The sequence below is a fragment of the Sanguibacter suarezii NBRC 16159 genome (assembly GCF_001552735.1).
Taxonomy (GTDB): domain Bacteria; phylum Actinomycetota; class Actinomycetes; order Actinomycetales; family Cellulomonadaceae; genus Sanguibacter; species Sanguibacter suarezii.
Genome location: NZ_BCRT01000025.1, coordinates 1 through 24208, shown reverse-complemented (window position 1 = coordinate 24208; position 24208 = coordinate 1). Strand labels below are relative to the sequence as shown.

The following is a 24208-nucleotide window of genomic DNA, read 5'->3' as shown; positions in this document are numbered from 1 at the left end:
GATCACGAGTCACTTGGACTCGGTTTGACAGGGGCAGCGCAGGCGGTTTGCTGCGCGGACAGCGGGACGCACTTTTAGGACGTCTCACCTGGGAAGACACTAAATGAGAGCATCCTCGAACGCAAGGAACGGATGCGCCTGAAAGGTGCAAGCGGTGCCGGGGGTCCCTGCGCGGATCGCGCGCCCACCTTCAGCGATCCACTTCGCAATCCATCCGAGGGTCGCAATTTCGATCGCAGAAATTTCTACGTGAACTCACCCACCACGGCCTCGTCGGATCCATGGGACAGGTCGCCTCGGCCGGTGACAATGTCGCCATCGAGCGCTTCTTCTCCCTGCTGCAGAAGAACGTCCCAGGCCGGCGCCGCTGGACCACCCGCACCGAACTCAGACTGGGGATCATCACCTGGATCGAACGCACCTACCGCCGCCGGCGCCAGTCCCGCCTGGGCCGGTTGACCCCCATCGAATACGAAGCCATCATGACCACTCAGGTCGCACTCGCCGTCTGAGACGAACTGTCCCCGATTCGTGCAGCAGACCCGATCACCCACCCAATCTGTCTGGTGGCCTCGTTTTCGCCCGTCGTCGATGCTTCATCTTCGAGCGTCGCCGACACCCCACCCACCAGCCACCGTCGCGACCGGCGGTTCACCAGTCACCGCCATGGCGGTGACTGGTATCGGGTGTCGAGCGGCGCGCGTGGAAGGTGGACGAGCTCACCACCAGAGCACCGACCGCGCTGCGCGCGATCGAGGACGACCCGCTGCTCACCGAACGCGTCCCCTCGCACCCATGTGGACGGCCCTGAGACTCTTTCGCTCCGCGTCTCCACTCGACCACATGGCACGAGGGACTCCGGCTGACCGCCCGCACACACGACGCGCCCTCAGTCCCAGCGGCCGGGTGCCACCCCCGTATGCGCGTCTTATGCACGGGCTGGGAGGGAAGCTCTCGCCCTCCCAGACCACGCTCCCCAGACACCCGAGACGCCCTCACCAACCCACATAACAGACCTACCAACGACCTCCCACCCTCACCACAGACGAGCACCTACCGACCCAGCTCCACACCACCGAGACCACCAGACCCAGCACCTCAGAACCACCCGAGACCACCAGCCGAAAGCAAGGAGGCCAGAGCCTCCCCAATACCAGAACCAAATCCCACGCGCCTCTGGCATTCGCCGAAGACCGGGGAGGGGCTCCTCTCCATTATTAGCGTCACATTTGACTGCGACGCAGGGTGCATAGACAGGTGTGACTACAACTCCACGAATGCATCCGTGTCCCTCCTGCGCAGCGCCGACTCAGGCGCGTCGCACCTACTGCACCGACCGGTGCCGAGAGCGTGAAAAGAAGCGTCGCGCCTCCGCCCGCACACGTACCCTCGCCACTGGTCCGGCGCAGCCGCTCGGCATGTCCTCGAGCGACTACCTGGCTCTTGCCGCGGCTGGCTCGGCTGAAGCCGTCAGGACGCACCGGCGCACCGCACGCGACCTGGCTCGTGCCCTGGGGACCATCTCTCAGCTGGGCACCCAGCTGGCCGACGCCCGCGCCCGGATAGTCCTCGCCGAGGAAACCGCACAGGGCATCCATGCCGACGCCACCACCCTCGCCCACCACGTCGCCGTCACGTTCCGGGCTGCCAGGTGGGCTGGCTATGACGGTCCCCTTCGGGAGGTGGTGGAGCGCTATGTCCGCACCGGTCACTGACCCAACCACCGGCCACCACTGCCACCAACCAGCCCTCCACCACCAACCAGGCCGCCACCACCGCCACCAACTTCCGCCATCGGTGGTGGCGGAGACCGCCACCACTCCGTCAACCGTCACCGCACCAGCCACCACCATGACTTGGAGCTCCACCCCATGACGATGAACCTCACCCGCCTGACCGCCAGGTCAGGGGTCGACTACCTCCTCAAAACCATCGCCAGGGGTGACGCCGGCCCCGGCCCCGGCCGCGGGCATGCCCGCGACCTCGTGAGCTACTACGCGCTGGGCGGCACGCCCCCGGGCACCTGGTGGGGGCGCGGGGTCCAGGCTGCCGAGATCGACCCTGACACTCCCATCGGTCGTGAAGGCGCGGACAACCTCTTCAAGAACTACCGCCACCCCGACACCGGCGTCGAGCTTGGCAGCCGGCCCCGCGGTCAGGGGACCGGCAAGACCACCGCGGTCGCCGGGTTCGACCTGACGTTCACGATCCCCAAGTCCGTCTCGGTCGTTTGGGCGATGGCTGACGACGACACCCAGGCGCGCATCCTTGCCGCCCACGAGCGGGCCATCGACGCGGCCCTGGAGTACATGGAGGACAAGGTGCTCCAGTCTCGCTCCGGCACCAACGGCGTCGCGGCCGTTGCGGTGCGCGGAATGATCGCCGGGCGGTTCAACCACTGGGACTCCCGCGAAGGTGACCCGCACCTGCACACCCACGCCGTCATCTCCAACCGCGTCCAGCGGGTCAGTGACGGTAAGTGGCTCAGCATCGACTCCCGGACGCTGCACCGAGCGGCGGTGTCCGTCAGCGAGCTGCATGAGAACCTGCTCCTGGACGAGCTGCACCGCTCCCTCGGGATGACCTTCACCGAGACCACCACCCACACCTCTCAGGCTGTCACCCACGACGTCGCCGGCGTCGACGCCCAGACCCTGGCCGCGTTCAGCACACGCCATACCCAGATCGCCCAAGCGCTGGCCGCAGCGGTGACAGCCTGGACGGATGAGCACGGGACCGCGCCCACTGGGAAGAACCTGGCCCGCATCCACCAGAACGTGTGGCGGGCCACCCGCAAGCCCAAACCCGCCGAGACTGTACCGCTGAGAGCCCTGCGCACCCGGTGGCGACGCCGCGCAGAGGCAGCCGGCCTCGACGCCGACGCCCTGGTCGCCTCAACCATCGACCACGACCGCGACGTCGACGCCACCGCCGCCGTCGCCCGGGATTCCACCCTGGCGCTGGACTACGCGGCGATGACCCTGGACGGCTTCGCCCAGCGCCAAGCGCTGGCCGTCGTCGAGCAGGTCAAGGGCACCCGGTCGACGTGGACGCTGGCGAACCTGCGCGCCGAAGCCGAACGGCTCACCCGCGGGGTCCGGTGCTCCTCACCACTGGACCGGCGCGTCATGATCGACGCCGTCGTCCAGGCCGCCGCGACCGCCAGCCTCGAGGTCAGCGAACGGCGCTACCAGCTCCACCCTGGCGCCGTAGGGAATCCCTCCCTGGCGCTGCGCGGGTCGTCAATCTTCGACGACGACCACTCCCGTGTGTTCACCGACCAGTCGATCCTGGACGCCGAGCACCTGGTGCGCGCCGCCGCGACCACCGGCGCCGGTCCCAGCCTCGACCGGGCCGCGGCCACGGTGCGCCTGGGTGCGCTGTCCTCCCAGCAGAAGAGAGACCGCAGATTCGCGTTCGCGCTCGACCAGCTCGACGCCGCGGCCGCGGTGCTCAGCGACGGACGGACCGTCTCGGCGGTTGTCGGCCCAGCCGGCACCGGCAAGACCACCACGATGCGCGCCGTGAAAGCCCTGTGGGAGGAACAGTACGGGGTCGGGAGCGTGACCGGGCTGACCACCTCCGCCCAAGCCGCCAGCGTGCTCGGCGGTGAGCTGGAAGCCGAAGCGACGACCATGGCGAAGTGGCTGCATGAGACGGTCGGGGACGGCGCCCGCCAGCGCAGTGCGACCCTGGCCGCCCAGCAGGGGATCCTCGACTCCCCCACCGCCACCGAACGCGACAAGGCCCGCGCCCGCCGCGCCAGCGCCGCGGCCCTGGCCCGCTCGGCCCGGTGGCGGATCACCCCCGGCCAGCTGGTCATCGTCGACGAGGCATCCATGACCGGAACCTTCGCCCTGGCCGAGGTCACCCGCCAGGTGCAGAACGCCGGGGGCAAGCTGCTCCTGGTCGGAGATCCCGCCCAGCTCGACGCCGTGGACGCAGGTGGCGTGCTCGGGTGGCTCGAACGCAGCGGACAGGCCACCCACCTGACGTCGGTGTGGCGCTTCAAGGCCGAGTGGGAGAAGACCGCCTCCCTGGACCTGCGCTCCGGTCTGGACGCCGGCATCGCGGCCTACATCGACAACGGCCGCGTGCGCCACGGCAGCGACGAACAGGTCCTCGAGGACGCGTTCCTCGCCGCCCGCCAAGACCAGCACGCCGGACGCAGCACCGTGCTCATCGCCGCGACGAACACCGTCGCCGCCGACCTCAACCAGCGGTTCACCCTGGAACGGCGCGCCACCGGGGAGGTGTCGATCGACACCCTCGCCCCGCTGCGCGGTGGGACCACAGCTGGGGTCGGGGATCTCGTGCTGGCGCGCAAGGTCGACCGGAACGTGCGCGACAGCGCCGGTGACTTCGTGCGCAACGGCACCCAGATGACCGTCACCGAGATCTCCGAGACCGGGGCCCTGACCGCCGTGCGCTCCGACAACGGAGCCACCATCACCCTGCCAGCCTCCTGGTCACGGGAGAACGTCGAGCTCGGCTACGCGATCACCGCCCACCGCGCCCAAGGCACCACCGTCGACGCCGGCCACGTCGCCATCCCCTCCCAGAACTCCCTGACCCGCGAGCTGCTCTACGTCGCGATGACCCGCGGCCGCCAATCGAACGTCGCCTGGGTCGGTGAGGCCGACGCCCACGACACCCACGACCACCTCATCCACCCCGAAGAGGCACCCGACTGGCGATCGACCCTGGAGGCGATCGTGGCCACCAGCGGGATGGAGCGCACCGCCCACGAGGTCAAGGAACAGGTCCACCAGGACTACCACTCCCTCGCACGCCTGACCGCTGAGCGTCAGCACCTGCTCTCCGTCGTCCACGACTCACGCGGGACCACCCACCAGCAGCACATCGCGGCGATGCTCACCGACGCGATCGGCCCCGAGCTGGCTACCGCAGCGAAGACCAGCGACCGGTACGGCGCGCTGGCCGCGGAGATCTCCCGCCAAGACGCAGCCGGCGTCGACGTCCACCACGAGCTCACGCGCATGGCCGGGCTGCGATCGCTGATCGACGCCGACGACAAGGCCCGGGTGCTCCTGTGGCGGCTGGAACACGCCGGCACCCGCACCGCGCCCGTCACCGGAGCCAAGGACGCGGTCGCCCACCGCAACCTGGTCGCCGGAGATCCCGCGCTCGACGACATGCTCACCCAGTCCGCCGCGCTCATCCAGGCCCGCCTCGCCTCCCTGGCAAGCAAGGCCTGGTCCGGCGAAGTCTGGGCGCAGCGCATGGGCGCGGTGGGCACCGACCCCGCCTGGCGTGAGGCCCTGGCCTCGGCGGCGATCTACCGCGACCGCTTCTCCTGGTCGGGGGGCACGGCCCTGGGCCCGGCCCCAAGCATGATGGACCGGGAGAAGTTCGCTGCCTGGTCGGCAACCAACGAGCTGCTCGAAGCCGTGCAGCAGGCCCGCGGCCGCAAGGCCCCGGCGCCAGCCCTCACCCAGGTCGACGGCGCAGCCACCGCGCCCTCGCGCGAGACGCACCCCACCCTGCACTAATTCTCTAGCCCCCCTTGATTCTTGACCTCTAGGGGGGCTAGAGTTAGTCTCATGGGAAAACCAATGAAGCGGCTCCACGTCGCAGCCGCACTCCGCGCCCATGGGTGCGAACCGGTCCGCAACCGCGGCGGCCACGAGGTGTGGAGGTGCCCGTGCGGACAGCACACCTCCGCCGTCCCCAACCACCGCGAGATCACCGCGGGCGTCGTGAACAGTATCCAGAAGCAGATGCCGTGCCTAGAGGAAGGGTGGTTGCAATGAGCACCACATACACCGCGACCGCAGCCCGCGAGGGCCGCTGGTGGGTCCTGACCGTCGACGGGATCGGCGTCACCCAGTCCCGCACCCTCAAGGACGCCCCTGACGCCGCCCGCGGCCTCATCTCGGCCATGCTCGACGTCGACCCGGATGAGATCGAAGTGAACGTCATCCCCCAGGTCTCCAACGGCATCCTCGACCGCGTCGACGGAACCCGCAAGGCCGTCGTCGCGCTGCAGGCCATGCAGCACGAGGTCGCCACCGAGTCGCGCGCCGTCGCCCGTGACCTCGAACGCGAAGGCCTCACCGGCGCAGACATCGCCTACATCCTTGAGGTCTCCCCCCAGCGGGTCTCTCAACTGCTCGCCCCGACACCACCCGTGACCGGCGAGGTCGCCAGGCTCAAGAACGCCCGACGCAAGCAGACCGTCACCCACTAGCGCGTTCGTCGATATACCGAAGGGCCGTCTTGGCTCAGACCTGACCGTCGGCCCCGAAGACTCAGCGTCCGCCGTCAAGGTCTAGAAGCAAGTACCGCAGGCCACGAAGGGAACCACGTGTGGCGCGGCGACGAAATTCCTAGGATTGGCCCGTTCAAGCGTTCGGCAACCCTGGCGATGGACCCTACCCGTTTGGGAGTTGCGGACCTGTCCGCCAGCCGCGGAGAACAACGACAACCACGCGACCGGATCGTCGACCGTCCGGTCGTCGCGCTCTGCCGGAGCGCCGACATAGAAGGACGGATAAGGTTCGCCGGCTATCCCGTGCGTCTTGGCGACTACAGCGAACGCCAGTGTGACCACATAGCCAAAAGCGCCCTTCGGCTGCAGCCACTCACTCATCATCGCCTTGCGAACGCACTGTGAGAGCTCGTCGTCGGTGACGCCAAGAGCGTGTAGAACCAGAACACGAACCCGCCAGTTCGCAGGCAGCTCAAAGGTGTACCCATCCGGGCGCACCCAGGACTGCCAACTACTCAGGAAGCGATCGACAGGATCCGTCGACGGGAAGCTGACACCAACGAGCAGCTCATCAAGTCTGCGAGGTTCGGTCACACGACCATGCTCCGTCAACTCGAGGTGCACATTTAGGACCGACATGCGCCAGACCATCCACGTCCACGAACGGACGACCGCCTTGTCACACCGGGGAGGGTCAAGATCGAGCATTCTCTACGCCCGCATAGGTAATCGCCCTATAGATCTCTCTACTCTGCTAGATAGACAGTTACCTGAACCCGTACGCGTCGGGATCTGGCCTGCGACCCAAGGCTCTCGAGGGCCGCGATCAGGGCGTTGGTGACCTGGTCGCAAGGTCGTCGGCTGTGGCGCGCAGCGTGATGGCGTGGGCGGGGACGAGGCGGGTGACGGTGGCCATCGGCTAGCCCAGTTCCCGCTTGGGGTCCGGAGCGCCGGAGGTCTGTCACGGGTGTCGGCAATCGTCGCCCAGGACTGCGCGGCCGCGCAGTCGGATGGGATCCCTTTCGCCTCCAGTGCGACGGTTTGAAGGAGATCCACGGCCTCTCGCGGACGGCAACGGCGTACAGGTGATTGCCCTCCAGTTAGGCGCTCACCACCGCGGCGACCTTCTGTGCCTGGAAGGCGGTCAAGGCCACCGGGTGTCGTCGTCGTGCCGGGGGCGTTGCGACAGCGCTGGAGCTCGTCGGATCGGAGGGCATCGGTCACTCCTCGGTCTGCGGGGGATAAACGGGTCGAGCCGTGTTCTCAGCGCGGTCCGGGTACTGCGGGTTCTCGCGGGCCGGCTTCGAGCCGGCGCGGGATAGTGGACCAATATCCCGCACGAGAGCCGAGTCAATATCTTCCCCTCTTGTTATCAGATGGATTGGGGACTATGGTCCGTGATTACCGGTTTATGTCCGGTACCTACCATAGGGGGCAAGAGTGCTTCGAAAGAGAATTGGCGGCTCGATGCTGGTTTCGGGCATCGTTGGATGCGGTCTCGCGCTGGGCTTCATGACTGGCGCTTGGGCGGGACAGGCTCTGAGTGACTATGGCTACTACAGCGACAACGGCGTCGACTACCGCAACCACGCGGCGATCAACACATCAAGCAGTTCGGCATACTCGGTCGTCCTGGTGTCGCCTCGGAACAAGTCCGTTGCGGGTGGGTGGGTGGGTGCGATGCCGCAGATCTATCGCAACGGCGCGCTCTGGTGCACCGGTACGTACACCTACAACTCAGCGGCGCTGGCGGTGAACGCGGTCCACAACCCCACTGGATGCCACTCCACGGGTGTGGCATCGTGGCAGGCGAAGGGCGTTACAAAGAGCTGGAACGGCAGCGCCTACAACGCCTGGTGGACCTCGATTTCTCCAGCACAGAACTCGTAGAGGGGGCCTGATGAAAGAGAACAGAATGCCGCGTCCAACCCGCATCGTAGCGGTGGCACTTGTGGCTAGCGTGCTTGGGGTTGGCGGTGGGGCCGCGTACGCGCTATCGCAGCCAAGCCCTTCTGCTGACGAGCCGGCGGGTGTGTCTAAGGTGGAGGGCGGTCCAGCGCCGGAGCGTCTCGCACCGGACTGGCCCACGAACGCTTCGCAACAGACGTATGGCTCTATCCTTGAGGCGAACTCGCCCGAGGATGCTCCCGACCTTGTGCTGGTGGCGACCCGAGAAGGCGAGCCGGGATATGTCAAGCGAACGGAGCTCGACGCAGCCACGGGGGCTAACGTCTCAAGCCCCAAGGAGGCCGTGGCTTGGCAGAAGACGCAAACCGCTCGCGCAGCCAAGGCCGCCTCGACGTTCCTGGATGTCTATGACCAGGATGGGAAGACCGTCATCGGCAAGTTTGAGGTGCAGTACTCTTCGATAGAGCCGTAGGGTACCCACAGTGCAAGATCGCTAAAAGGAACGGCCCGCTCAAACTGAGCGGGCCGTTCCTTTTTTCTTGTCCTGTCCAGAAAGGACCTATCGAAGCACCTGAAGGCGTGTGTGTCCCGGCCGAGTGGCTTAACCCGTCCGCCCACTGTTGGCCTCAGTTGCTGGCTGCGCGGAACCTCCCCAGAACGTCCTGAGAGATCCGGCCACGCTTGGAAACCTCGATGCCGTTCGCTGCTGCCCAGGCTCGTACGGCGACGGCGTCATAGCCGCTGGGCGCGGCGCGGCGCCGGCGCCTGGCGGCGGGGGATGTGGAGCGCCCGACCTTGCGCGCGCTCGAGGTGTAGGGCTGCATCGCGGAGCGCAGCTGGTCGGCTTCCTCGGTAGTCAGGTCGATCTCGTAAGAGACGTCATCGACGGCGAAGGTGACGGTCTCGTCCGCCGCACTCCCTGAAATGTCGGATGTCAGTTCAACCACAATGCGCTGTGCCACGAAAACTCCTCAACGAAACGGACTCCTGTGTTTTGCAGTCTATGCGTGAGCGGTAAGTTCGCACGTGGTGAGGTCGTTGGCGGGAGACCGTCTACGACGCGGAGGTTATTCTTTCCCAGTGCGCCGATGGCCGGTGTGCATGAAGAAGGAGTAAGAATTGCCTCAGTTTGCAACGGCATGTGTGGCGGCCCTGGTCCTGTTTCTCACGAGTGGGTACGCCCTGGGCGCGGCTCGCCGGAGGAAGGCGCTCCGGGAGCTGCTCGAAATCCGCGGGGCGCTCCCTCCCGAGACCGCGCCGGTAGCAGGGGCAGTGCTAACCGTGTCGCGCGCGGATCAGATCGACGCCCTGGTCGACCTTGAGCTCAAGGCCTTGGCCGCACTCGGCGAAACCCCGAAGCGGTTGTTCAAGGTGGGAAGCTGGACAATCCTGGCGCTGATTCTCACCGCCTACGCTGCCTGGCAGTCGATCTTCTACTTGCCTGACAACTTGGAGAATTCGGCCCGCTACATCGCCGCTGGTGCGCTCTTGATGTGCGCACTAGTCATGGTGGCGGCCTGGATGCCCTACCTGCTCTGGAAATCTAACGCGTGGGGCCTTGTGTTTGGAATGCTCGGCTTTCTCATTGCGGTGGGTATTGTCTTGAGTGGCGCGGCGGCTGTGATTGATGGGACGCCGTACGCCAACATGCTCTTGTCCAAGTAGTCGCGGCTGATCCGAGTGCGGCTGTCCTACTCCTGGTCTTCAGGTGAGGCGATGGCCGTCGGGCATCTGCTGGTCGAGCGCCTGCAGGGCGAGGTCGTAGGTGTCTGCGGAGGCCTGGAGCACGGGACCAGCTTGGTGGTGCATGCCGCTCTCGTCGGGCGGCATGCGGTGGGCAGGAGCTTCGAGGTGGATGACTAGCTGATCGTAGGCCTCAGGACCGGCGTTGGTTGCTGAGGTTGCCCGGTCATCACGCGCCGGCGCGAAGTGCCGCACATGTGGAGGGTCACGGCGTCGCCGTTCCTTGGGGTCGATGCCTAGGGGGGACATGTCCGCTAGACGATTGGATTCTGATGAACGACATGAGCTCCATTGCTGGAGGAGCCCTGTGTTTCCTGGGTTCTGCTTCCTCGCCACCCTGGTATTGATCGGTTGGGCGTCGCGGGGGACCGTGCCCAGCGACTCTTCATCGTCGAGGCGCTGAACTCAATGGCGAACCTTGCCCGCGCCTTTTTCTGGCACGGCTGACGCCGGCGCCGGGCGTCGAGGTGAGGTTGGTCAGCGGAGCAGTCCCGTCCCTGTCTCAGTCTGCCGTGCGGTGCGCCGGAACGTCATCGCGCTGCGAAGAAGTCTCGCCCTGCCAGTGGCGCGGGCGGCCGCAGCCGAGGGTGCGAGTCACGCCCTCGGCGGCGGGTTCAGCGGCGCCGGTTGGATACGTTCGCAGATCAGAGCGACACGCGGTCGCGCGTCCCGTGAATCTGATTCGACGTCTGGTTTGATCTTGGACATGGCTGAAACTCGAGGTCGTCCCGGTCGCGCTCACAAGGGTGATCGCGATCAGTTCATCTCGCGTCCCCCGCGCCCTGTTGGTGACGAGGTCCGCAGGCGCGCGGAGGCGCTAGGCATGTCCTACAGCGATTTCATCGCCATGATTTTGGCTGAGGGGCTTGGCATGCCCGAGCATGCACCGCCTGTCCCTGCGCAGGGCGCTCAGGGATCTCTGTTGTCTCCTCGGGGAGTGATGCACAAACAGAGCGCGTAGACCCCGAGAACGAGAGAAGGCCCGCCCCTTGCGGGGCGGGCCTCTAATCCCTAGCGAATCACCCTCATGCTGCCAGGCCCGAGGTGACTCGCTCTGATCGGTACACCCTTCGGTGTGCCATCGATAGGAGCAATCATACCCACGTGTATAGACACCGCCATCCCCATGCCCGCTGATATCGGCGTGTCGGCGTGGGGTCTCACTGCTGCGATGAGTCCGCGGGCCACTGTGCGCGTGGCTGTGGCGGACGCATACGGCCAGGTGCTCAACGCCTACACGTCGATTCGTCGCGTGAGCGCGGGCCAGCCTGAGTTGCCGTGGGCGGTCTATCTCGCGGACGGTGGACGCTTCCACCTGCGGCCTTGATCGCGTCGGAGAAGAGCGGGTAGTTGTCGAAGAACTCGCGCTGGACCTCTTCGTTGCCCAGACCGATGTACTCGAGGCCGAAGGGTTCGGGGTGGCCCATCTCGGCCCGGACCGCGCCCCATCGCGTGGTCGCGGCCCCGTTGGCGAACTCGATGAGGTCCAGGGTGTCCTGGACCCACTCGGCGAGAGCGTCCTTGTCGGTGAGCGGCGCCGGGCCGCCGCACCCGTTCACGCCGACGCTGACGACGGGCAGCGGGGTGGCGCCGAGGTCCTCGGCGAGCTGGAAGTACTCGAAGTAGCCGAGCCCGTAGGACTGGTTGTAGCCCCAGAAGTTGTAGTTCGTCGGTCGTTCCTCGACGGGGCCGACGGTCTCCTTCCACCGGTAGGTCCGCTTGCGGTCGTAGTTCGGTGCTCCGTAGGCGTCGAAGGTTCCGACGTTGGTCACGCATCCGCCCGGGAAGCGCAGGAACTGCGGGTCCATGGCCTCCATCATCTCGGCGAGGTCCTTGCGCATGCCGTTCTCGCGGCCCTTGTACGTCTCCACCGGGAAGAGGGAGACCATGTCCAGGCGCACGTCGCCCGAGCCCTGAGCGAGCACCGCGAGGCGCGCGACCGAGGTCGTCGTGGTGGCTGTGAGCGTCGCCTCGTACCGGGTCCACGCGTCGCCGGCCACGTCGACCGTGGTGGAGCCGTAGACGATCGCGCCCGTGACGTCCTCGAGCTGGACGGTCAACGGTGTGGCGCCGGCGTCGGTCCGGGCGAAGACCGAGAAGCGGTACTCCTGCCCGGCGGTGAGCGCGATCCCGGAGTTGTAGCCCGTGTTCCGCACGCCGCCGAGGGAGCCTGCGGTCCCTGTCACGGGCAGGTGGAGGTAGAACCGGTTGTTCTCGTTGAGCATCTCCGCGTCCGTCACGACGGACGGGGTGACGGACGCGCCACCGCGCTGAACGGTCTCCCACGCGGTGAGGCCCGTGTAGGCGGCGTTGTCGGCGGTCGAGTACTCGAAGGAGCGGTTCTGGACGAGCTCGGCGTAGAGCCCGCCGTCGGCTGCACGGTTGATGTCCTCGTAGAAGATGCCGTAGAGGTCGTCGCTGATGTCCGTCGTGACGCCGTCGGCGTCGATCGTGATCGCGTGGCCTGCCGACGCCTGAGGCGCCGCGCCGAGCACGAGACGCGTGGCCGAGGCGTCGTCGGTGAGGGCGAGCACTCCGTCGACCAGACCGATGGCCTGGGTTCCGGACTCAGGGCGCAGGAGGAGCTTCCCGCCGCCCGCGTCCTGCAGCCGCAGCGTGGTTCCGGGGGTGCCGACGCCGGCCAGCACCAGCCGGCCTGACCCGTCGAGCACGAGCGCCCGTCCGGTCGTCGGGTCCGTCAGCGTGATCCCACCGGCGGTGGCAGTCGCCACGAAGGCGAGCGTGGGCGTGGGGCGCGTCGCCCCGAGCGTGATGGTCCCGTCTGCCTGGAGCGTCAGGTACGGACCGTCCGTCACGCTGCGCAGCGTGAACGCCTCGGGCGGGATGACGTCGGCGCCCTCGACGGACGCCACGGCCACATAGTCGAAGGTGGCCTGATGGCCGGTGCCGTCGGCCGCTGCGAGGGCGTACACCCCGATCTGCGTGACCGAGAAGGTCACCGGCTGAGACGACGCCTCGACCCACTCGTCGTCAAGGAGGTAGCTGGTCGTGATGACGTCTCCCACCCGCTGTATGCGCAGGGTCTCAGACGTCGAACCGGGACGGGGCACGAATGACGAGCCGTAGACCGCAGCCGTCTCTGTCCCCGACTCCACGACGACGGGGCCGCCAGCGGCGAAGCCGACGTGGGAGAGACCCAGTCGCACGTAGTTGTCGATGTCCCGCCACGCGATGAGGCCCGCGCCTTGGAAGTCCTGGCTCACCGGCGCGGTCACCTGCGTGACGGCAGTGAAGTCTCCCACCGGTACGTCGACGAGCACGATGTTGCGGGCGGTGTTGCTGCCCTGCCACGTGTCGCCGGTGAGGGAGGCGATCGTCAGTGCCCCGTCCTCGAGCGCGATGTTCTCCGGGACTGCGTCATGCACGGTCCAGCGGGCGTCGAGGGTGGTTCCGGCGAACTCGTCGACCCAGGCGTCGGCGGGGATCACCCCGGGCAGCGCGTCGGCGTAGGCCGGTGGCGCTGAGGCCGGGAGGGACACTGCGGCGGCAGCTCCCATCAGCGTGAGGGCCAGTGTCGAGGCCAGGGCGCGTCGGCCTCGGGGTCGGGTGGTGCGGTCGATCGTTCTCATGGGGCTCCTGCCACAGTCGGGGTTGATGGCCGAGGGCTGCTGGCCAAGACGGACCTACATCGATGTAGATCTGAGGCACGACAAAATCGTCGCCATGCAGGGGGAATGAGTGGTGCTGGAAGGGCGTGATGCCGGTGAACGGGTAGCGCTAGCTGCGCTTGTGGGAGATGGCGCGCTGCAGGATCACGAAGGCCAGCAGCACGGCGCCGATGAAGACCTTCGTCCACCAGGAGTCCAGACCTTCGCGGGCGATGAGCACCTGGATGAGCCCGTAGACGAGCACTCCGATCCCGGTGCCCAGGACGTAGCCGCCGCCTCCGGTGAGGATCGTCCCGCCGATGACCACCGCGGCGATGGCGTCGAGCTCCATGCCGATCCCGGTGAGGTTGAAGCCGGACTTGGTGTAGAAGGCGAAGAGGATGCCCGCGATCCCGGCGCAGGTGCCGCTGATGACGTAGACCCACACCTGGGTGCGTGCACTGTTCAGGCCCATGAGCGTGATCGCGTTGCCGCCGTCGCCCACCCCGATGCCGTAGACGGACCGGCCGAACCGCGTGTAGTGCAGGATGTAGAACCCGACGGCCAGCACGACCAGCCCGACGATCATCGACAGGTTGATCTTCCAGATGTCGCGGCCTTCGCCGAACTTGAGGCTCCACGAGGCCAGGCTCGCGAACTTCTCGTCCTTGATCGCCAGGGACTGCACGCTCACCACGTTGCACAGGCCGCGGGCGAGGAACATCGCGGCCAGCGAGGCGATGAACGGTTGTATCGCGAAGTGCTGGACCATCACCCCGATGAGCAGACCGAAGCTCGAGCCGATGAGCACGCCGGCGATGAGCACGACCGGGAGCGGGACGCCCATCGGCAGCAGGGTCGCGATGACCAGCCCGACGAGGGCGACGACGGCGCCGACCGAGAGGTCGATCCCGCCGGTGAGGATGACGAAGGTCATCCCGACGGCGAGGACCAGCAGGTAGGAGTTGTCCACCAGCAGGTTGGAGAAGAGCTTGACGGAGACGAAGCTGCGTTCCCCGCCGTAGCGCGCCTCACCGATCGCGAGCATGATCACGAGGGTGAGCACGGTGCCCAGGACGGGCAGGAAGCGACGGTCGAGCAGTCGCTTGCCGAGTGCGGAGAGGGCTCGCTTGGCCCCCGCCGGGGTGCGCGGTCCGGCGCCGGCGGGCGCCGGAGCCGGGGTGGTCGCGGTCCCTGTGGTCGTGGACATCAGACTGCCTCCTCGACGGTCTTGCGCGCGGCCGGCGAGGGCAGCCGGACGGAGCCGATCATCTCGCGCAGCCTGGGCGACTGGGCGACGCACACCGCGATGATCACGATGGCCTTGAACAGCGGGGTGATCTGCGAGGGGATGTGGAAGATCACCACGGCTCGCTCGATCGTGGACAGGATGAGGGCGCCGACGACGGTGCCACCCAGGAAGAACTTCCCGCCTGCGAGGGTCGTGCCGCCGAGCACGACGCACATGATGGCGTCCATCTCCTTCATCAGGCCGATGTTGTTGGCGTCGGCGGCCATGGTCGGGGCGCCGTAGACGATCCCGGCCAGCCCGGCGAGCAACCCGCACAGGATGTAGACGAACCACGTGATGTTCCGCGACGGCACCCCGGCCAGCCGCGAGGCTTCCCGGTTGATGCCGATGCTCTCGAGCAGCATGCCGAGAGCGGACTTGCGCACCAGCAGCGCCACGAGCACGAACACCACGGCGGCGATGACGACCGGCGTCGGGATCCCCAGCACGAAGCCGGACCCGATGAACTTGAACGGGGCGCTGGTGACGGTGGTGATCTGCCCCTGGGTGATGAGCATGGCGATCCCGCGGCCGGCGACCATGAGGATCATCGTCGCGATGAAGGGCTGGATCCCCAGGACGGAGACGAGGAAACCGTTGAAGGTCCCGAAGATCACCGCGACCGCCAGGCCGATCATCACCGCCACGAGGGCGGTGGAGACGCTCCCGGCGCTGGAGGACGCGTCCAGGTAGGTGAGGGAGACGGCCAAGGAGATGGCCATGACCGCTCCGACGGACAGGTCGATCCCACCGGTCGCGATGACCAGCGCCATGCCCAGCGCGAGCAGCAGCGGGGTCGCGCTGAAACGCAGGATGTCGATGATCTGGCCGAAGAGGTGACCGTCCTGCACGCTGATGCTCAGGAAGCCCGGGCTCCGCACGCCGCAGGCGAGGAGGAGCGCGACGAGCGCCACGACCGGCCAGAACAACCGGTGGTGGACCACCTGCTGCAGCCGGTCGCGCCCGGTCGTCGCCGGACGCGCGGCGGCGGTGTCACGGACAAGCACGTCATTGCTCATGCCGCGCTCCCTTCGGTCTCTGTGATGCTGTGGCCTGCGGCGATGCTCGCGAGGATGGTGTCGGTGGTGACGTCGGGTCCGTTCTGGATCTGCTCGACCAGCACCCGGTCGCGCAGGATCTCGATCCGCTGGCTCACCCGCAGGACCTCTTCGAACTCCGAGGAGATGAAGACGACGGACATGCCCTCGCCTGCCAGGTCCGCGACGAGCTTCTGGATCTCGGCCTTGGCGCCGACGTCGATGCCGCGAGTCGGTTCGTCGAGCACGAGGATCCGTGGGGCGGTCGCCAGCCAGCGGGCCAGCAGGACCTTCTGCTGGTTCCCACCCGAGAGGTTCTTGATGAGCATGTTCGGGTTGGCCGGGTAGATGTTGAGCGCGGTCATGTACTTCTCGACCAGCGCGTCGAGCTCTCGCCGTGGGACCGGGCGCCACATGCCTCGGATCGTCTGGACGGCCAGCGCGATGTTCTCGCGCACCGTCAGGTCCCCGATGATGCCTTCCTTCTTGCGGTCCTCGGAGGAGTAGGCGATGCCGTGCTTGAGCGCCACGAGAGGGTCGGAGAGCTTGACGGTCCGGCCGTCCAGCTGGACCTCCCCGTGGTCGGGCTTGTCGGCGCCGACGAGCAGCCGTGCTGCCTCGGTCCGGCCGGAGCCGAGCAGGCCGGCCAGCCCGACGATCTCACCGGGGTAGAGCGCGAGGTCGTAGGGCTGGATCTGACCGCTCTTGCCGATGCCGATCGCGGAGAGCGCATGGACGTCGCCGTCCTTGGACACCCGAGCCACCGACCGGGCACCCTCTTCGATGCTCGCGAGCTCCTCGCCCGAGCGCCCGATCATCTTCGAGATGAGCTCGAAGCGGGGCATCTCGGCGGTGAGATAGCTGCCGACCAGCGCGCCGTTGCGCAGCACCGTGAGCCGGTCGGAGATCTCGTAGATCTGGTCGAGGAAGTGGGAGACGAACAGCACCGCGACGCCTCGGTCGCGCAGGCTGCGGATGACGGCGAAGAGCTCGTCGACCTCGGCCTTCTGCAGGCTCGAGGTCGGCTCGTCGAGGATGAGGACCTTGGCCTCGACCACCGTCGAGCGGGCGATCGCACACAGCTGCTGCACGGCGATCGAGTGTGCGGACAGCATCGAGGCGGGATCGATGCCCAGGCCGAGCTTCTCCAGGTACCGGGCGGCCTCGGCGCGCATCGCGCGCCAGTTGATGAACGGGCCGGTGCGGGGCTCGTGCCCGAGCATGACGTTCTCAGCGACGGACAGGTTGGAGCACAGGTTGACCTCTTGGTACACCGTGCTGATGCCGGCCTTCTGGGCGGCGTTCGGGCCGCTGAAGGACTCCTCCACCCCGGAGACCAGGATGCGGCCGGAGTCGATCTGGTACACCCCGGTGAGCGCCTTGATGAGGGTGGACTTCCCGGCACCGTTCTCACCCATGAGGGCGTGGACCTCACCGGGATAGAGCGTGAAGTCGACGCCGTCGAGGGCCTTGACCCCGGGGAACGCGATGGTGATGCCGGTCATCTCCACGACGGGAGACGCGGCTGGGGCTGCTGCCTGTGACATCTTGGCCTTTCCTGCTGCTCGCTGCTGGACTCGCTGTGCGTACTGCCACCAGGTGCGGGTCGTGCGCACCACGCTGAGCAGCCGCTGCCACTGTGCGGGCGGGCCCATGGACCCGCCCGCACCCTGCGGTTCAGCTCAGCTCGGTCCTGCGGTCAGAAGGAACGACCGTCGATGACCTCTTGCGTGATGGTCTGGTCGAAGGCCTCGTCCACCACGATGGTGGACTTCTCGACGTCCTCGCCGGCAGCGACCTGCTTGATGAGCTCGAGGAGCTGGTCACCGAAGGCCGGGTTGCACTCGACGACGTAGTTGAACTTGCCCTCGAGGAGCGCGACGAGGCCGTCGTGGACACCGTCGACCGTGACGATCTGGATGTCCTGGCCGGGGACCTTGCCCGCGGCCTCGATGGCCTCGATGGCCCCCAGGCCCATGTCGTCGTTGTGGGCGAAGATCAGGTCGAGGTCCGGGTAGGCCTGAAGAGCAGCCTCGACGGCCGCCTTGCCCTCGGTGCGGGTGAAGTTGCCCGAGGCCTCACCGATGACGTTGTCACCGATGACCGATCGGAAGCCGTCCTGACGGTTGGCCTGCGCACCGGAGCCCATGGTGCCCTGCAGCTCGAAGATCTTGGCGTCGGGGTGGTTCTCCTTGACCCACTCCCCTGCCGTGACGCCCTCGGCGGTGAAGTCCGCGCCGATCCAGGTCACGAAGGGGTCCTCGACGGTCGTGTCGACCGTGCGGTCCACCAGGACCACCGGGATGCCGGCGTCCTTGATGTCCTGGAGCACCTCGTCCCAGCCGGTCTCGATGACCGGGGAGAAGGCGATGACGTCGACGTCCTGGTCGATGAAGTCGCGCAGGGCCTTGATCTGGTTCTCCTGCTTCTGCTGCGCGTCGACGAAGGTGAGGTTGATGCCGTTCTCGGCCGTGAGGTTGGCCTTGATGGACTCGGTGTTCGCGGTGCGCCATCCGCTCTCGGCGCCCAGCTGGGAGAAGCCGACCTTGATGGTGCCGTCGCCGCCGGAGCCGCCGTCTCCCTCGGCCTTGCCGTCGGAGCCGCAGGCGGCGAGGGACAGCAGCGAGAGCGCTGCGATGGCGCTGACTACTCCGCGCTTGAATGACATGGTCATATCTCCTCCTTGAGACGTGCCTGGCCGTCATCCTCGACGTCAAGCTCGGGTCGAAGACCTCCGATGGTCTCCCTTGTCCTGAATGTTAGCGCTCACACTCTCAACATCTCTCGTCTTTGCGGTAACTGTTTCGTAACGGAAAGTTCGGCGGAGAGCGCCGAGACCGGACGTAGTCGACGTCCCACCCCTACTGCACAGAAGCCCCGGCGTCGCCGAACCGGCGAAGCAGCAGGTCACGCTCGGCGGCCGTGATCGCCAGGATCGAGCCGTGCCGCGGGTCGGCCGGCAGCCGGGCCTCCGCGCACAGCGTCCACGGTCCGGTGGCCAGGTCCGTGGACTCGAAGGGCAGGTATCCGCGCTCGCCGTACTCGTCGATGAACAGGTACCAGCGCTCCTCGGTCAGGGACTTCACCACGCACGGCCCCTCCCCGCGGCGGATCCCCACGGCTGGGTCGGGATGGATGCCGATGCCTCCCACCAGGTACTCCCACTGCGTGCTCAGCAGGTCCGCGCTCCGCTCGAGCAGGACGGACTTGCCCAGCGGCGTCGCTGGATCAGTCGTGGGATCAGTCGCGGGCTCGGTCCCCACCGCCACCCCCGCTGTCCCCACCGCCCCCACCGTGCCCACCGCATCGCGGGCGACGTCCCGCTCGTCCTTGCTGAAGCGGTAGAAGACGCCGTCGTGCTCGATCACGGTCGAGTCGATCACCGAGTGTCCGGGGTCCACCCAGACGCTGGCCGGGGTGAAGGTGCGGAAGTCGCGCGTCCTGGCCAACAGCATCCGGTTGTAGCTGTCCCCCGTGTGCTCGGGGTCGCCCTCCGGGTAGAGCATGGAGGCCCAGTAGACCGCGAAGCTGCCTGACTCCTCGTGCCAGGTCACCTCGGGCGCCCAGACGTTGCCCGCCTCCGGGCCCGCCACCTCCGCGAGCCACGGCTCGCTCCAGGTGACGAGGTCAGGCGACTGCCAGACGACGATGGACCGGCTGCCGGTGCGCTGGCAGGTCATCCAGTCGTGGTGAGGGTGGATGCGCAGGTCGGTTGCGACGAGGAAGAACCCTCCGCCGATCGGGTCACGGACCAGGAAAGGGTCGCGGACACCACCCTGACCCAGCGTCGACGTGAGGATCGGGCGGCCGCCGTCGAGCTCGTCCCAGACCAGCGGAGAGTCCCCGCGGCTCACCGCGAACCGCACCTGCTCGCCGTCGGGCAGGTGCTCACCGGTGAAGTAGGCGAAGAGGAATCCGGCGGGTGCGCTCATGGCTGTCCTGTCGTGACGTCGGTGTGCGGCAGAACGCCGATCGTAGCGACCGCCCGTCCCGCCTGTCCCCAGACGCGAACAGCGAGGGCGCAGCTCTCGCTGCGCCCTCGCTGTTGTGCCTCGCCTTTCGCGGAGGCGAGGCGGTCCGTCAACCGGTCACAGGTGACCGGTGACGGACCTGTCTCAGAAGCCCTGCGCCAGGCGGTAGTACGCCTGGTTCCAGCGCAGCTCTTGGGCAAACTGGCGCGCCTCGGTCTTCTCGTCGATCGTGACCAGCTCGGTGCGGGCCATGTCGGAGAAGTCCTGGAAGGCCTCCAGCCCGACGGCGGTGCTCATCACCGTGTGGTGCGCGGCGCCGGCCAGCAGCCACGCCTCGGCGGAGGTCGCGAAGTTCGGCTGCGGCTTCCACACGGCACGGGCCACGGGCAGGTTCGGCAGCTCGTGGTCCGGCTCGATGACGTCGACGACGTTGACGGTGAGGCGGAAACGCTCGCGCATGTCTGACATGGCCACCACGACGGCGGGGCCGGCGTCGGTGTTGAAGACCAGGCGGACCGGGTCCTCCTTGCCACCGATGCCGAGCTCGTGGATCTCCAGGCTGGGCTTGGAGGTGGTCAGCGAAGGGCAGACCTCGAGCATGTGGGCGCCGAGGATCTTCTCGTCGCCGGGGGTGAGGTCGTAGGTGTAGTCCTCCATGAGCGAGGCGCCACCGGGCAGGCCGTAGCCCATGACCTTGGCGGCACGCACGAGAATGGCGGTCTTCCAGTCACCCTCAGCACCGAAGCCGTAGCCCTCGGCCATGAGGCGCTGCACGGCGAGCCCGGGGAGCTGGCGCAGCTCGCCGAGGTCCTCGAAGTTGGTGGTGAAGGCACCGAAGTCACCGGCCTCCAGGAAGGAGCGCAGGCCGGCCTCCTGGCGGGCGCCGTAGCGCAGCGACTCGTGACGAGCGCCGCCCACGCGCAGCTCCTCGGCGACGTCGTAGAGCTCCTCGTACTCGGCGACGAGCGCGTCGATGACGGACTCCTCGACGGCGTCGACCGCGGCGACGAGGTCGTTGACCCCCCAGGTGTTGACCGAGACGCCGAGGCTGATCTCCGCCTCGGTCTTGTCACCCTCGGTGACCGCGACGTTGCGCATGTTGTCACCGAAACGGGCCAGGCGCAGGTTGCGCACGGCGTCGAATCCGGCGGCTGCGCGCGTCCACGTCGCGATGCTCGCGATGACGGTCGGGTTGGACACGTGCCCGACGACGGTCTTGCGCGGCACGCCCATGCGCGTCTGGATGTACCCGAACTCCCGGTCACCGTGGGCGGCCTGGTTGAGGTTCATGAAGTCCATGTTGATGTCAGCCCACGGCAGCTCGACGTTGGCCTGGGTGTGCAGGTGCAGCAGCGGGGTGTCCAGGGCGTCGAGGCCCCGGATCCACATCTTCGCCGGGGAGAAGGTGTGCATCCAGGCGATGAGGCCGATGCAGTTCTCGTCCGCGTTGGCGGCCAGGGCGAGCGCCTTGATCGACTCGGAGTCCTTGAGGACCGGCTTCCACACGACCTTGATGGGCACCTCGCCCGCGGCGTCGATCGCCTCGGCGATGGTCTGCGACTGCGCGGCCACCTGGAGGAGCGTCTCCTCGCCGTAGAGGCCCTGCGACCCGGTGAGGAACCAGATCTCTTTTCCTTCGAAGGGGTTCTTCATGATGTGTCCTTTGATGACTGGTGAGGCCGCGAGGGCCTGGGGGGGGATGGGTGCTGCTGGTGCTGCGAGCGTGTCCGCTGTGGCGGCGCCGGTGGCGGCGTGCCGGTGGAGCTACCGGCCGTAGACGTTCTGGTAGCGGTCGTAGAGCGAGTCGATCTGCTCCTGAGGGATGCGCGTGGGCTCCCCCAGCTGGCGGGAGATGTGCACGGTGCGTGCCACCTCCTCGACCATGACCGCAGCCTTGACGGCCGCCTTGGCGTTCTTGCCGATGGTGAACGGGCCGTGGTTGCGCATGAGGACCGCCGGCGAGCGGCTGGTGGAGAGGGTGTCCACGATGCCCTTGCCGATCGAGTCGTCCCCGATCAGAGCGAAGGGACCGACCGGCACGTCTCCGCCGAACTCGTCGGCCATCATCGTCAGCACGCACGGGACAGGCTCGGCCCGTGCGGCCCAGGCGGTGGCATAGGTGGAGTGCGTGTGCACCACGCCGCCCACCCGGTCCATGTTCCGGTAGACGTAGGCGTGCGCCGCGGTGTCCGAGGACGGGTTGCGCGTGCCGTCGACGAGATTGCCGTCGAGGTCGCAGACGACCATGGACTCCGCCGTGAGCTCGTCGTAGGTCACGCCCGAGGGCTTGATGACGAAGAGCGGCGCGGACGTCAGGCGTTGGGACACGTTGCCCGCGGTCCACACGACGAGCTCCCAGCGGGGCAGCTCGGCGTGCAGGCGCGCGACGGTCTCGCGGACCTCGGCGATCTCGGCCTGGACCTCCGCGGTGTAGGCGGACAACCCGGTCACGGCGCTCATGCCAGGGCTCCGGTGGCCACTGCACCAGCGGTGACGTCGGCCTTGGCCTCGCGGCGGATGGCCTTGAGGCGGTGCATGACCTCGTTCGCCCCACGACCGAAGTAGTCGTGCAGCAGCGTGTACTCGGCGAAGAGCGCGTCGTAACGGACGGCGTTCTCCTCGATGGGGGTGTACGCGGCGACCGTGCGCTTGCCCATGACCTTCGCGGCCTCACGGACGTCGGCGTAGGCACCGGCGGCCACGGCTGCGTGGATGGCCGAGCCGAGGGCGGGCCCCTGGTCCGAGGCGATCGTGGACAGCGGCAGGCGCGTGACGTCGGCGTAGATCTGCATGAGCAGGGTGTTCTTGAGCAGACCGCCAGCCACGACGAGCTCGGTCACCGGGACGCCGGAGCTGTTGAATGCCTCGACGATGGTGCGGGTGCCGAAGGCCGTGGCCTCCAGCAGCGCGCGGTAGGTGTCCTCCGGCTTCGTCGCGAGCGTCTGCCCGACGACGATCCCGGACAGCTCGTGGTCAACGAGGACCGAACGGTTGCCCGAGTGCCAGTCGAGCGCGACCAGGCCGTGCTCGCCGATCTGCTGCGTGCGGGCCAGCTCGGTCAGGTGCTGGTGCACGGACACGCCCGCGGCGGCCGCGGCGTCGACATAGGCAGGCGGGACCGCGGAGTTCACGAACCAACCGAAGATGTCTCCCACGCCGGACTGGCCGGCCTCGTAGCCCCACAGCCCCTCGACGATGCCGCCGTCGACGACGCCGCACATCCCGGGGACCTCGTGCAGCTCGTTGCCGTTCATCACGTGGCAGGTCGAGGTACCCATGATCGCGGTCATCTGGCCGGGCTCGACGGCGTTCGCTGCCGGAGCGGTGACGTGCGCGTCGACGTTGCCCACGGCGACGGCGATGCCCTCGGGGAGCCCGGTCCAGGCGGCTGCCTCGGCGGTCAGGTGACCGGCGACGGCGCCGAGCTGGCCGATCTCGTGAGCGACCTTGTCCTCGACGAAGGTGGCGAAGTCCGGGTTGAGCGCACCGAGGAAGTCGGCGGAGGGGTACTCCCCGTCCTGGTAGATGCCCTTGTAGCCGGCGGTGCAGGCGTTGCGCACGTACGCGCCGCCGAGCTGCCAGACGATCCAGTCCGCTGCCTCGACCCAGTGATCGATGCGGTCGTAGACCTCGCGGTCCTCCTCGAGGATCTGCAGGCCCTTGGCGAACTCCCACTCGGAGGAGATGAGGCCGCCGTAGCGTGAGATCCACTCTTCGCCGCGGGCGTGCGCCAGCTCGTTGATCCGGTCTGCCTGGCCCTGGGCGGCGTGGTGCTTCCACAGCTTGACGTAGGCGTGCGGGCGGTCGCCGAAGCCGTCGAGCTCGCACAGCGGCGTGCCGTCGGTGGTCGTGGGGACCATGGTGCAGGCAGTGAAGTCCGTGCCGATGCCGATGATGTCGTTGACGTCGATGCCGTGCTCGGCCTGCGCCTGCGCGATCGCGGCGGGCACGGCGACCTTGAGGACGTCGATGTAGTCGGCCGGCACCTGCAGCGCCCACTCCGGAGCCAGGGGCACCGGAGATCCGCTGGTCGAGGCCGGTCCGGCAGTCAGGACGTGGTCCATGACGGCGTGCGGGTACTCGTGCACCCCGGTGCCGAGCTCGGCGCCGTCGTGCACACGCACGATCACGGCACGGCCGGACAGAGTTCCATAGTCGACGCCGACGACGAGGGCGCGCTGCGGGTCAGTCATTCGAAGCCCCATTGCTACTAGGTCTTGCAGGTGATCTGTGGACAATCCCAGGCGGACGGTGCGAGACCGAGGGCGACATCGCCCTGCGTGGGCGCCATCGCGTCCGCCGATCTGGGAGTCGCCGGACGCGACGACTCCATAATGTTAACGTTCACATTCTCATGATGCAAGACCCTCCCTACCCCCACACCCAACGACCGATCTCCCCCACACCCCACCCTCCCA

The 24208-nt window shown here is 67.6% G+C and carries 18 protein-coding genes and 1 pseudogene; 8 read left to right on the top strand and 11 right to left on the bottom strand.

All coding sequences use genetic code 11. The features are described from left to right. Positions 1 to 209: 209 nt before the first annotated feature. From SS2_RS17230 to SS2_RS16735, 5 genes and pseudogenes are all read left to right on the top strand, one after another. Positions 210 to 512, top strand: a pseudogene (locus tag SS2_RS17230) (IS3 family transposase); the annotation flags it as partial. 906 nt (positions 513 to 1418) lie between these two features. After that, positions 1419 to 1715, top strand: a complete 297-nt coding sequence (locus tag SS2_RS16745) for a hypothetical protein (RefSeq protein ID WP_066466227.1) — start codon at positions 1419 to 1421, stop codon at positions 1713 to 1715. A gap of 156 nt (positions 1716 to 1871) precedes the next feature. After that, complete coding sequence (gene mobF, locus SS2_RS16740) at positions 1872 to 5513, top strand: MobF family relaxase (RefSeq protein WP_066466225.1); 3642 nt, start codon at positions 1872 to 1874, stop codon at positions 5511 to 5513. A 51-nt stretch (positions 5514 to 5564) separates the two neighbouring features. Then, positions 5565 to 5774 (top strand): type II toxin-antitoxin system HicA family toxin, encoded by a 210-nt coding sequence (locus tag SS2_RS18295; protein WP_083942388.1) that lies wholly within the window; start codon positions 5565 to 5567, stop codon positions 5772 to 5774. Then, the gene (locus SS2_RS16735) at positions 5771 to 6211 is read left to right on the top strand and encodes a hypothetical protein (protein ID WP_066466223.1); all 441 of its coding nucleotides are present in this window, start codon (positions 5771 to 5773) and stop codon (positions 6209 to 6211) included. Before SS2_RS18295 ends, SS2_RS16735 begins: the two co-directional genes overlap by 4 nt. A gap of 81 nt (positions 6212 to 6292) precedes the next feature. Here SS2_RS16735 and SS2_RS17520 read toward each other — a convergent pair whose 3' ends face one another. After that, positions 6293 to 6826 carry a hypothetical protein gene (locus SS2_RS17520; RefSeq protein ID WP_157607413.1) on the bottom strand — a complete coding sequence of 178 codons (534 nt, stop codon included), beginning with the start codon at positions 6824 to 6826 and terminating at the stop codon, positions 6293 to 6295. Positions 6827 to 7672: 846 nt separating this feature from the next. Here SS2_RS17520 and SS2_RS17515 point away from each other — a divergent pair. Both SS2_RS17515 and SS2_RS17510 read left to right on the top strand, forming a co-directional pair. Further along, entirely contained in the window at positions 7673 to 8122 is a 450-nt protein-coding gene (locus SS2_RS17515; RefSeq protein ID WP_157607412.1) for a hypothetical protein, read from the top strand. Between the two features lie 10 nt (positions 8123 to 8132). Continuing rightward, positions 8133 to 8612: a hypothetical protein gene (locus SS2_RS17510; protein WP_157607411.1), complete on the top strand. Its 480-nt coding sequence runs from the start codon at positions 8133 to 8135 to the stop codon at positions 8610 to 8612. 154 nt (positions 8613 to 8766) lie between these two features. Here the strand turns inward: SS2_RS17510 and SS2_RS16725 are convergent, their stop codons facing one another. Next, positions 8767 to 9102, bottom strand: coding sequence for a histone-like nucleoid-structuring protein Lsr2 (locus SS2_RS16725; protein ID WP_066466220.1), 336 nt, complete (start codon positions 9100 to 9102; stop codon positions 8767 to 8769). A gap of 157 nt (positions 9103 to 9259) precedes the next feature. Here SS2_RS16725 and SS2_RS16720 point away from each other — a divergent pair, with 157 nt between their 5' ends. Further along, on the top strand, positions 9260 to 9805 hold the full coding sequence (locus tag SS2_RS16720; RefSeq protein WP_157607410.1) for a hypothetical protein: 546 nt from the start codon (positions 9260 to 9262) through the stop codon (positions 9803 to 9805). A gap of 1304 nt (positions 9806 to 11109) precedes the next feature. Here the strand turns inward: SS2_RS16720 and SS2_RS16710 are convergent. The 9 genes from SS2_RS16710 to araB all read right to left on the bottom strand — a co-directional run bounded on the left by SS2_RS16710 (position 11110) and on the right by araB (position 23983). Then, positions 11110 to 13473 carry an alpha-L-arabinofuranosidase family protein gene (locus SS2_RS16710; protein ID WP_066466216.1) on the bottom strand — a complete coding sequence of 788 codons (2364 nt, stop codon included), beginning with the start codon at positions 13471 to 13473 and terminating at the stop codon, positions 11110 to 11112. A 148-nt stretch (positions 13474 to 13621) separates the two neighbouring features. After that, positions 13622 to 14701, bottom strand: coding sequence for an ABC transporter permease subunit (locus SS2_RS16705; RefSeq protein WP_083942386.1), 1080 nt, complete (start codon positions 14699 to 14701; stop codon positions 13622 to 13624). Continuing rightward, complete coding sequence (locus tag SS2_RS16700; protein ID WP_083942385.1) at positions 14701 to 15801, bottom strand: ABC transporter permease; 1101 nt, start codon at positions 15799 to 15801, stop codon at positions 14701 to 14703. The genes SS2_RS16705 and SS2_RS16700 overlap by 1 nt, the downstream gene beginning before the upstream one ends. Continuing rightward, the gene (locus tag SS2_RS16695) at positions 15798 to 17366 is read right to left on the bottom strand and encodes a sugar ABC transporter ATP-binding protein (RefSeq protein WP_066466228.1); all 1569 of its coding nucleotides are present in this window, start codon (positions 17364 to 17366) and stop codon (positions 15798 to 15800) included. The genes SS2_RS16700 and SS2_RS16695 overlap by 4 nt, the downstream gene beginning before the upstream one ends. A gap of 152 nt (positions 17367 to 17518) precedes the next feature. Continuing rightward, positions 17519 to 18493 carry an ABC transporter substrate-binding protein gene (locus SS2_RS16690; RefSeq protein ID WP_066466215.1) on the bottom strand — a complete coding sequence of 325 codons (975 nt, stop codon included), beginning with the start codon at positions 18491 to 18493 and terminating at the stop codon, positions 17519 to 17521. Between the two features lie 187 nt (positions 18494 to 18680). Continuing rightward, entirely contained in the window at positions 18681 to 19751 is a 1071-nt protein-coding gene (locus SS2_RS16685) for a glycoside hydrolase family 43 protein (RefSeq protein WP_066466213.1), read from the bottom strand. Between the two features lie 183 nt (positions 19752 to 19934). Beyond that, positions 19935 to 21443, bottom strand: a complete 1509-nt coding sequence (araA, locus tag SS2_RS16680) for an L-arabinose isomerase (RefSeq protein ID WP_066466211.1) — start codon at positions 21441 to 21443, stop codon at positions 19935 to 19937. 111 nt (positions 21444 to 21554) lie between these two features. Beyond that, positions 21555 to 22250, bottom strand: coding sequence for an L-ribulose-5-phosphate 4-epimerase (locus tag SS2_RS16675; protein ID WP_066466209.1), 696 nt, complete (start codon positions 22248 to 22250; stop codon positions 21555 to 21557). Continuing rightward, a complete protein-coding gene (gene araB, locus SS2_RS16670; protein WP_066466207.1) occupies positions 22247 to 23983 on the bottom strand; it encodes a ribulokinase in 1737 nt (578 codons plus the stop codon). The genes SS2_RS16675 and araB overlap by 4 nt, the downstream gene beginning before the upstream one ends. Positions 23984 to 24208: the final 225 nt, after the last annotated feature.

Excerpts from the sequence above, each read along its gene's own strand:
- SS2_RS16695 (WP_066466228.1), bottom strand. The coding sequence starts at position 17,366 with ATGTCACAGGCAGCAGCCCCAGCCGCGTCTCCCGTCGTGGAGATGACC.
- mobF (WP_066466225.1), top strand. The coding sequence starts at position 1,872 with ATGACGATGAACCTCACCCGCCTGACCGCCAGGTCAGGGGTCGACTAC.
- SS2_RS18295 (WP_083942388.1), top strand. The coding sequence starts at position 5,565 with ATGGGAAAACCAATGAAGCGGCTCCACGTCGCAGCCGCACTCCGCGCC.
- SS2_RS16675 (WP_066466209.1), bottom strand. The coding sequence starts at position 22,250 with ATGAGCGCCGTGACCGGGTTGTCCGCCTACACCGCGGAGGTCCAGGCC.
- SS2_RS16700 (WP_083942385.1), bottom strand. The coding sequence starts at position 15,801 with ATGAGCAATGACGTGCTTGTCCGTGACACCGCCGCCGCGCGTCCGGCG.
- SS2_RS16735 (WP_066466223.1), top strand. The coding sequence starts at position 5,771 with ATGAGCACCACATACACCGCGACCGCAGCCCGCGAGGGCCGCTGGTGG.
- araB (WP_066466207.1), bottom strand. The coding sequence starts at position 23,983 with ATGACTGACCCGCAGCGCGCCCTCGTCGTCGGCGTCGACTATGGAACT.
- SS2_RS16705 (WP_083942386.1), bottom strand. The coding sequence starts at position 14,701 with ATGTCCACGACCACAGGGACCGCGACCACCCCGGCTCCGGCGCCCGCC.
- araA (WP_066466211.1), bottom strand. The coding sequence starts at position 21,443 with ATGAAGAACCCCTTCGAAGGAAAAGAGATCTGGTTCCTCACCGGGTCG.
- SS2_RS16745 (WP_066466227.1), top strand. The coding sequence starts at position 1,419 with ATGTCCTCGAGCGACTACCTGGCTCTTGCCGCGGCTGGCTCGGCTGAA.
- SS2_RS16685 (WP_066466213.1), bottom strand. The coding sequence starts at position 19,751 with ATGAGCGCACCCGCCGGATTCCTCTTCGCCTACTTCACCGGTGAGCAC.
- SS2_RS17510 (WP_157607411.1), top strand. The coding sequence starts at position 8,133 with ATGAAAGAGAACAGAATGCCGCGTCCAACCCGCATCGTAGCGGTGGCA.
- SS2_RS16690 (WP_066466215.1), bottom strand. The coding sequence starts at position 18,493 with ATGACCATGTCATTCAAGCGCGGAGTAGTCAGCGCCATCGCAGCGCTC.
- SS2_RS16710 (WP_066466216.1), bottom strand. The coding sequence starts at position 13,473 with ATGAGAACGATCGACCGCACCACCCGACCCCGAGGCCGACGCGCCCTG.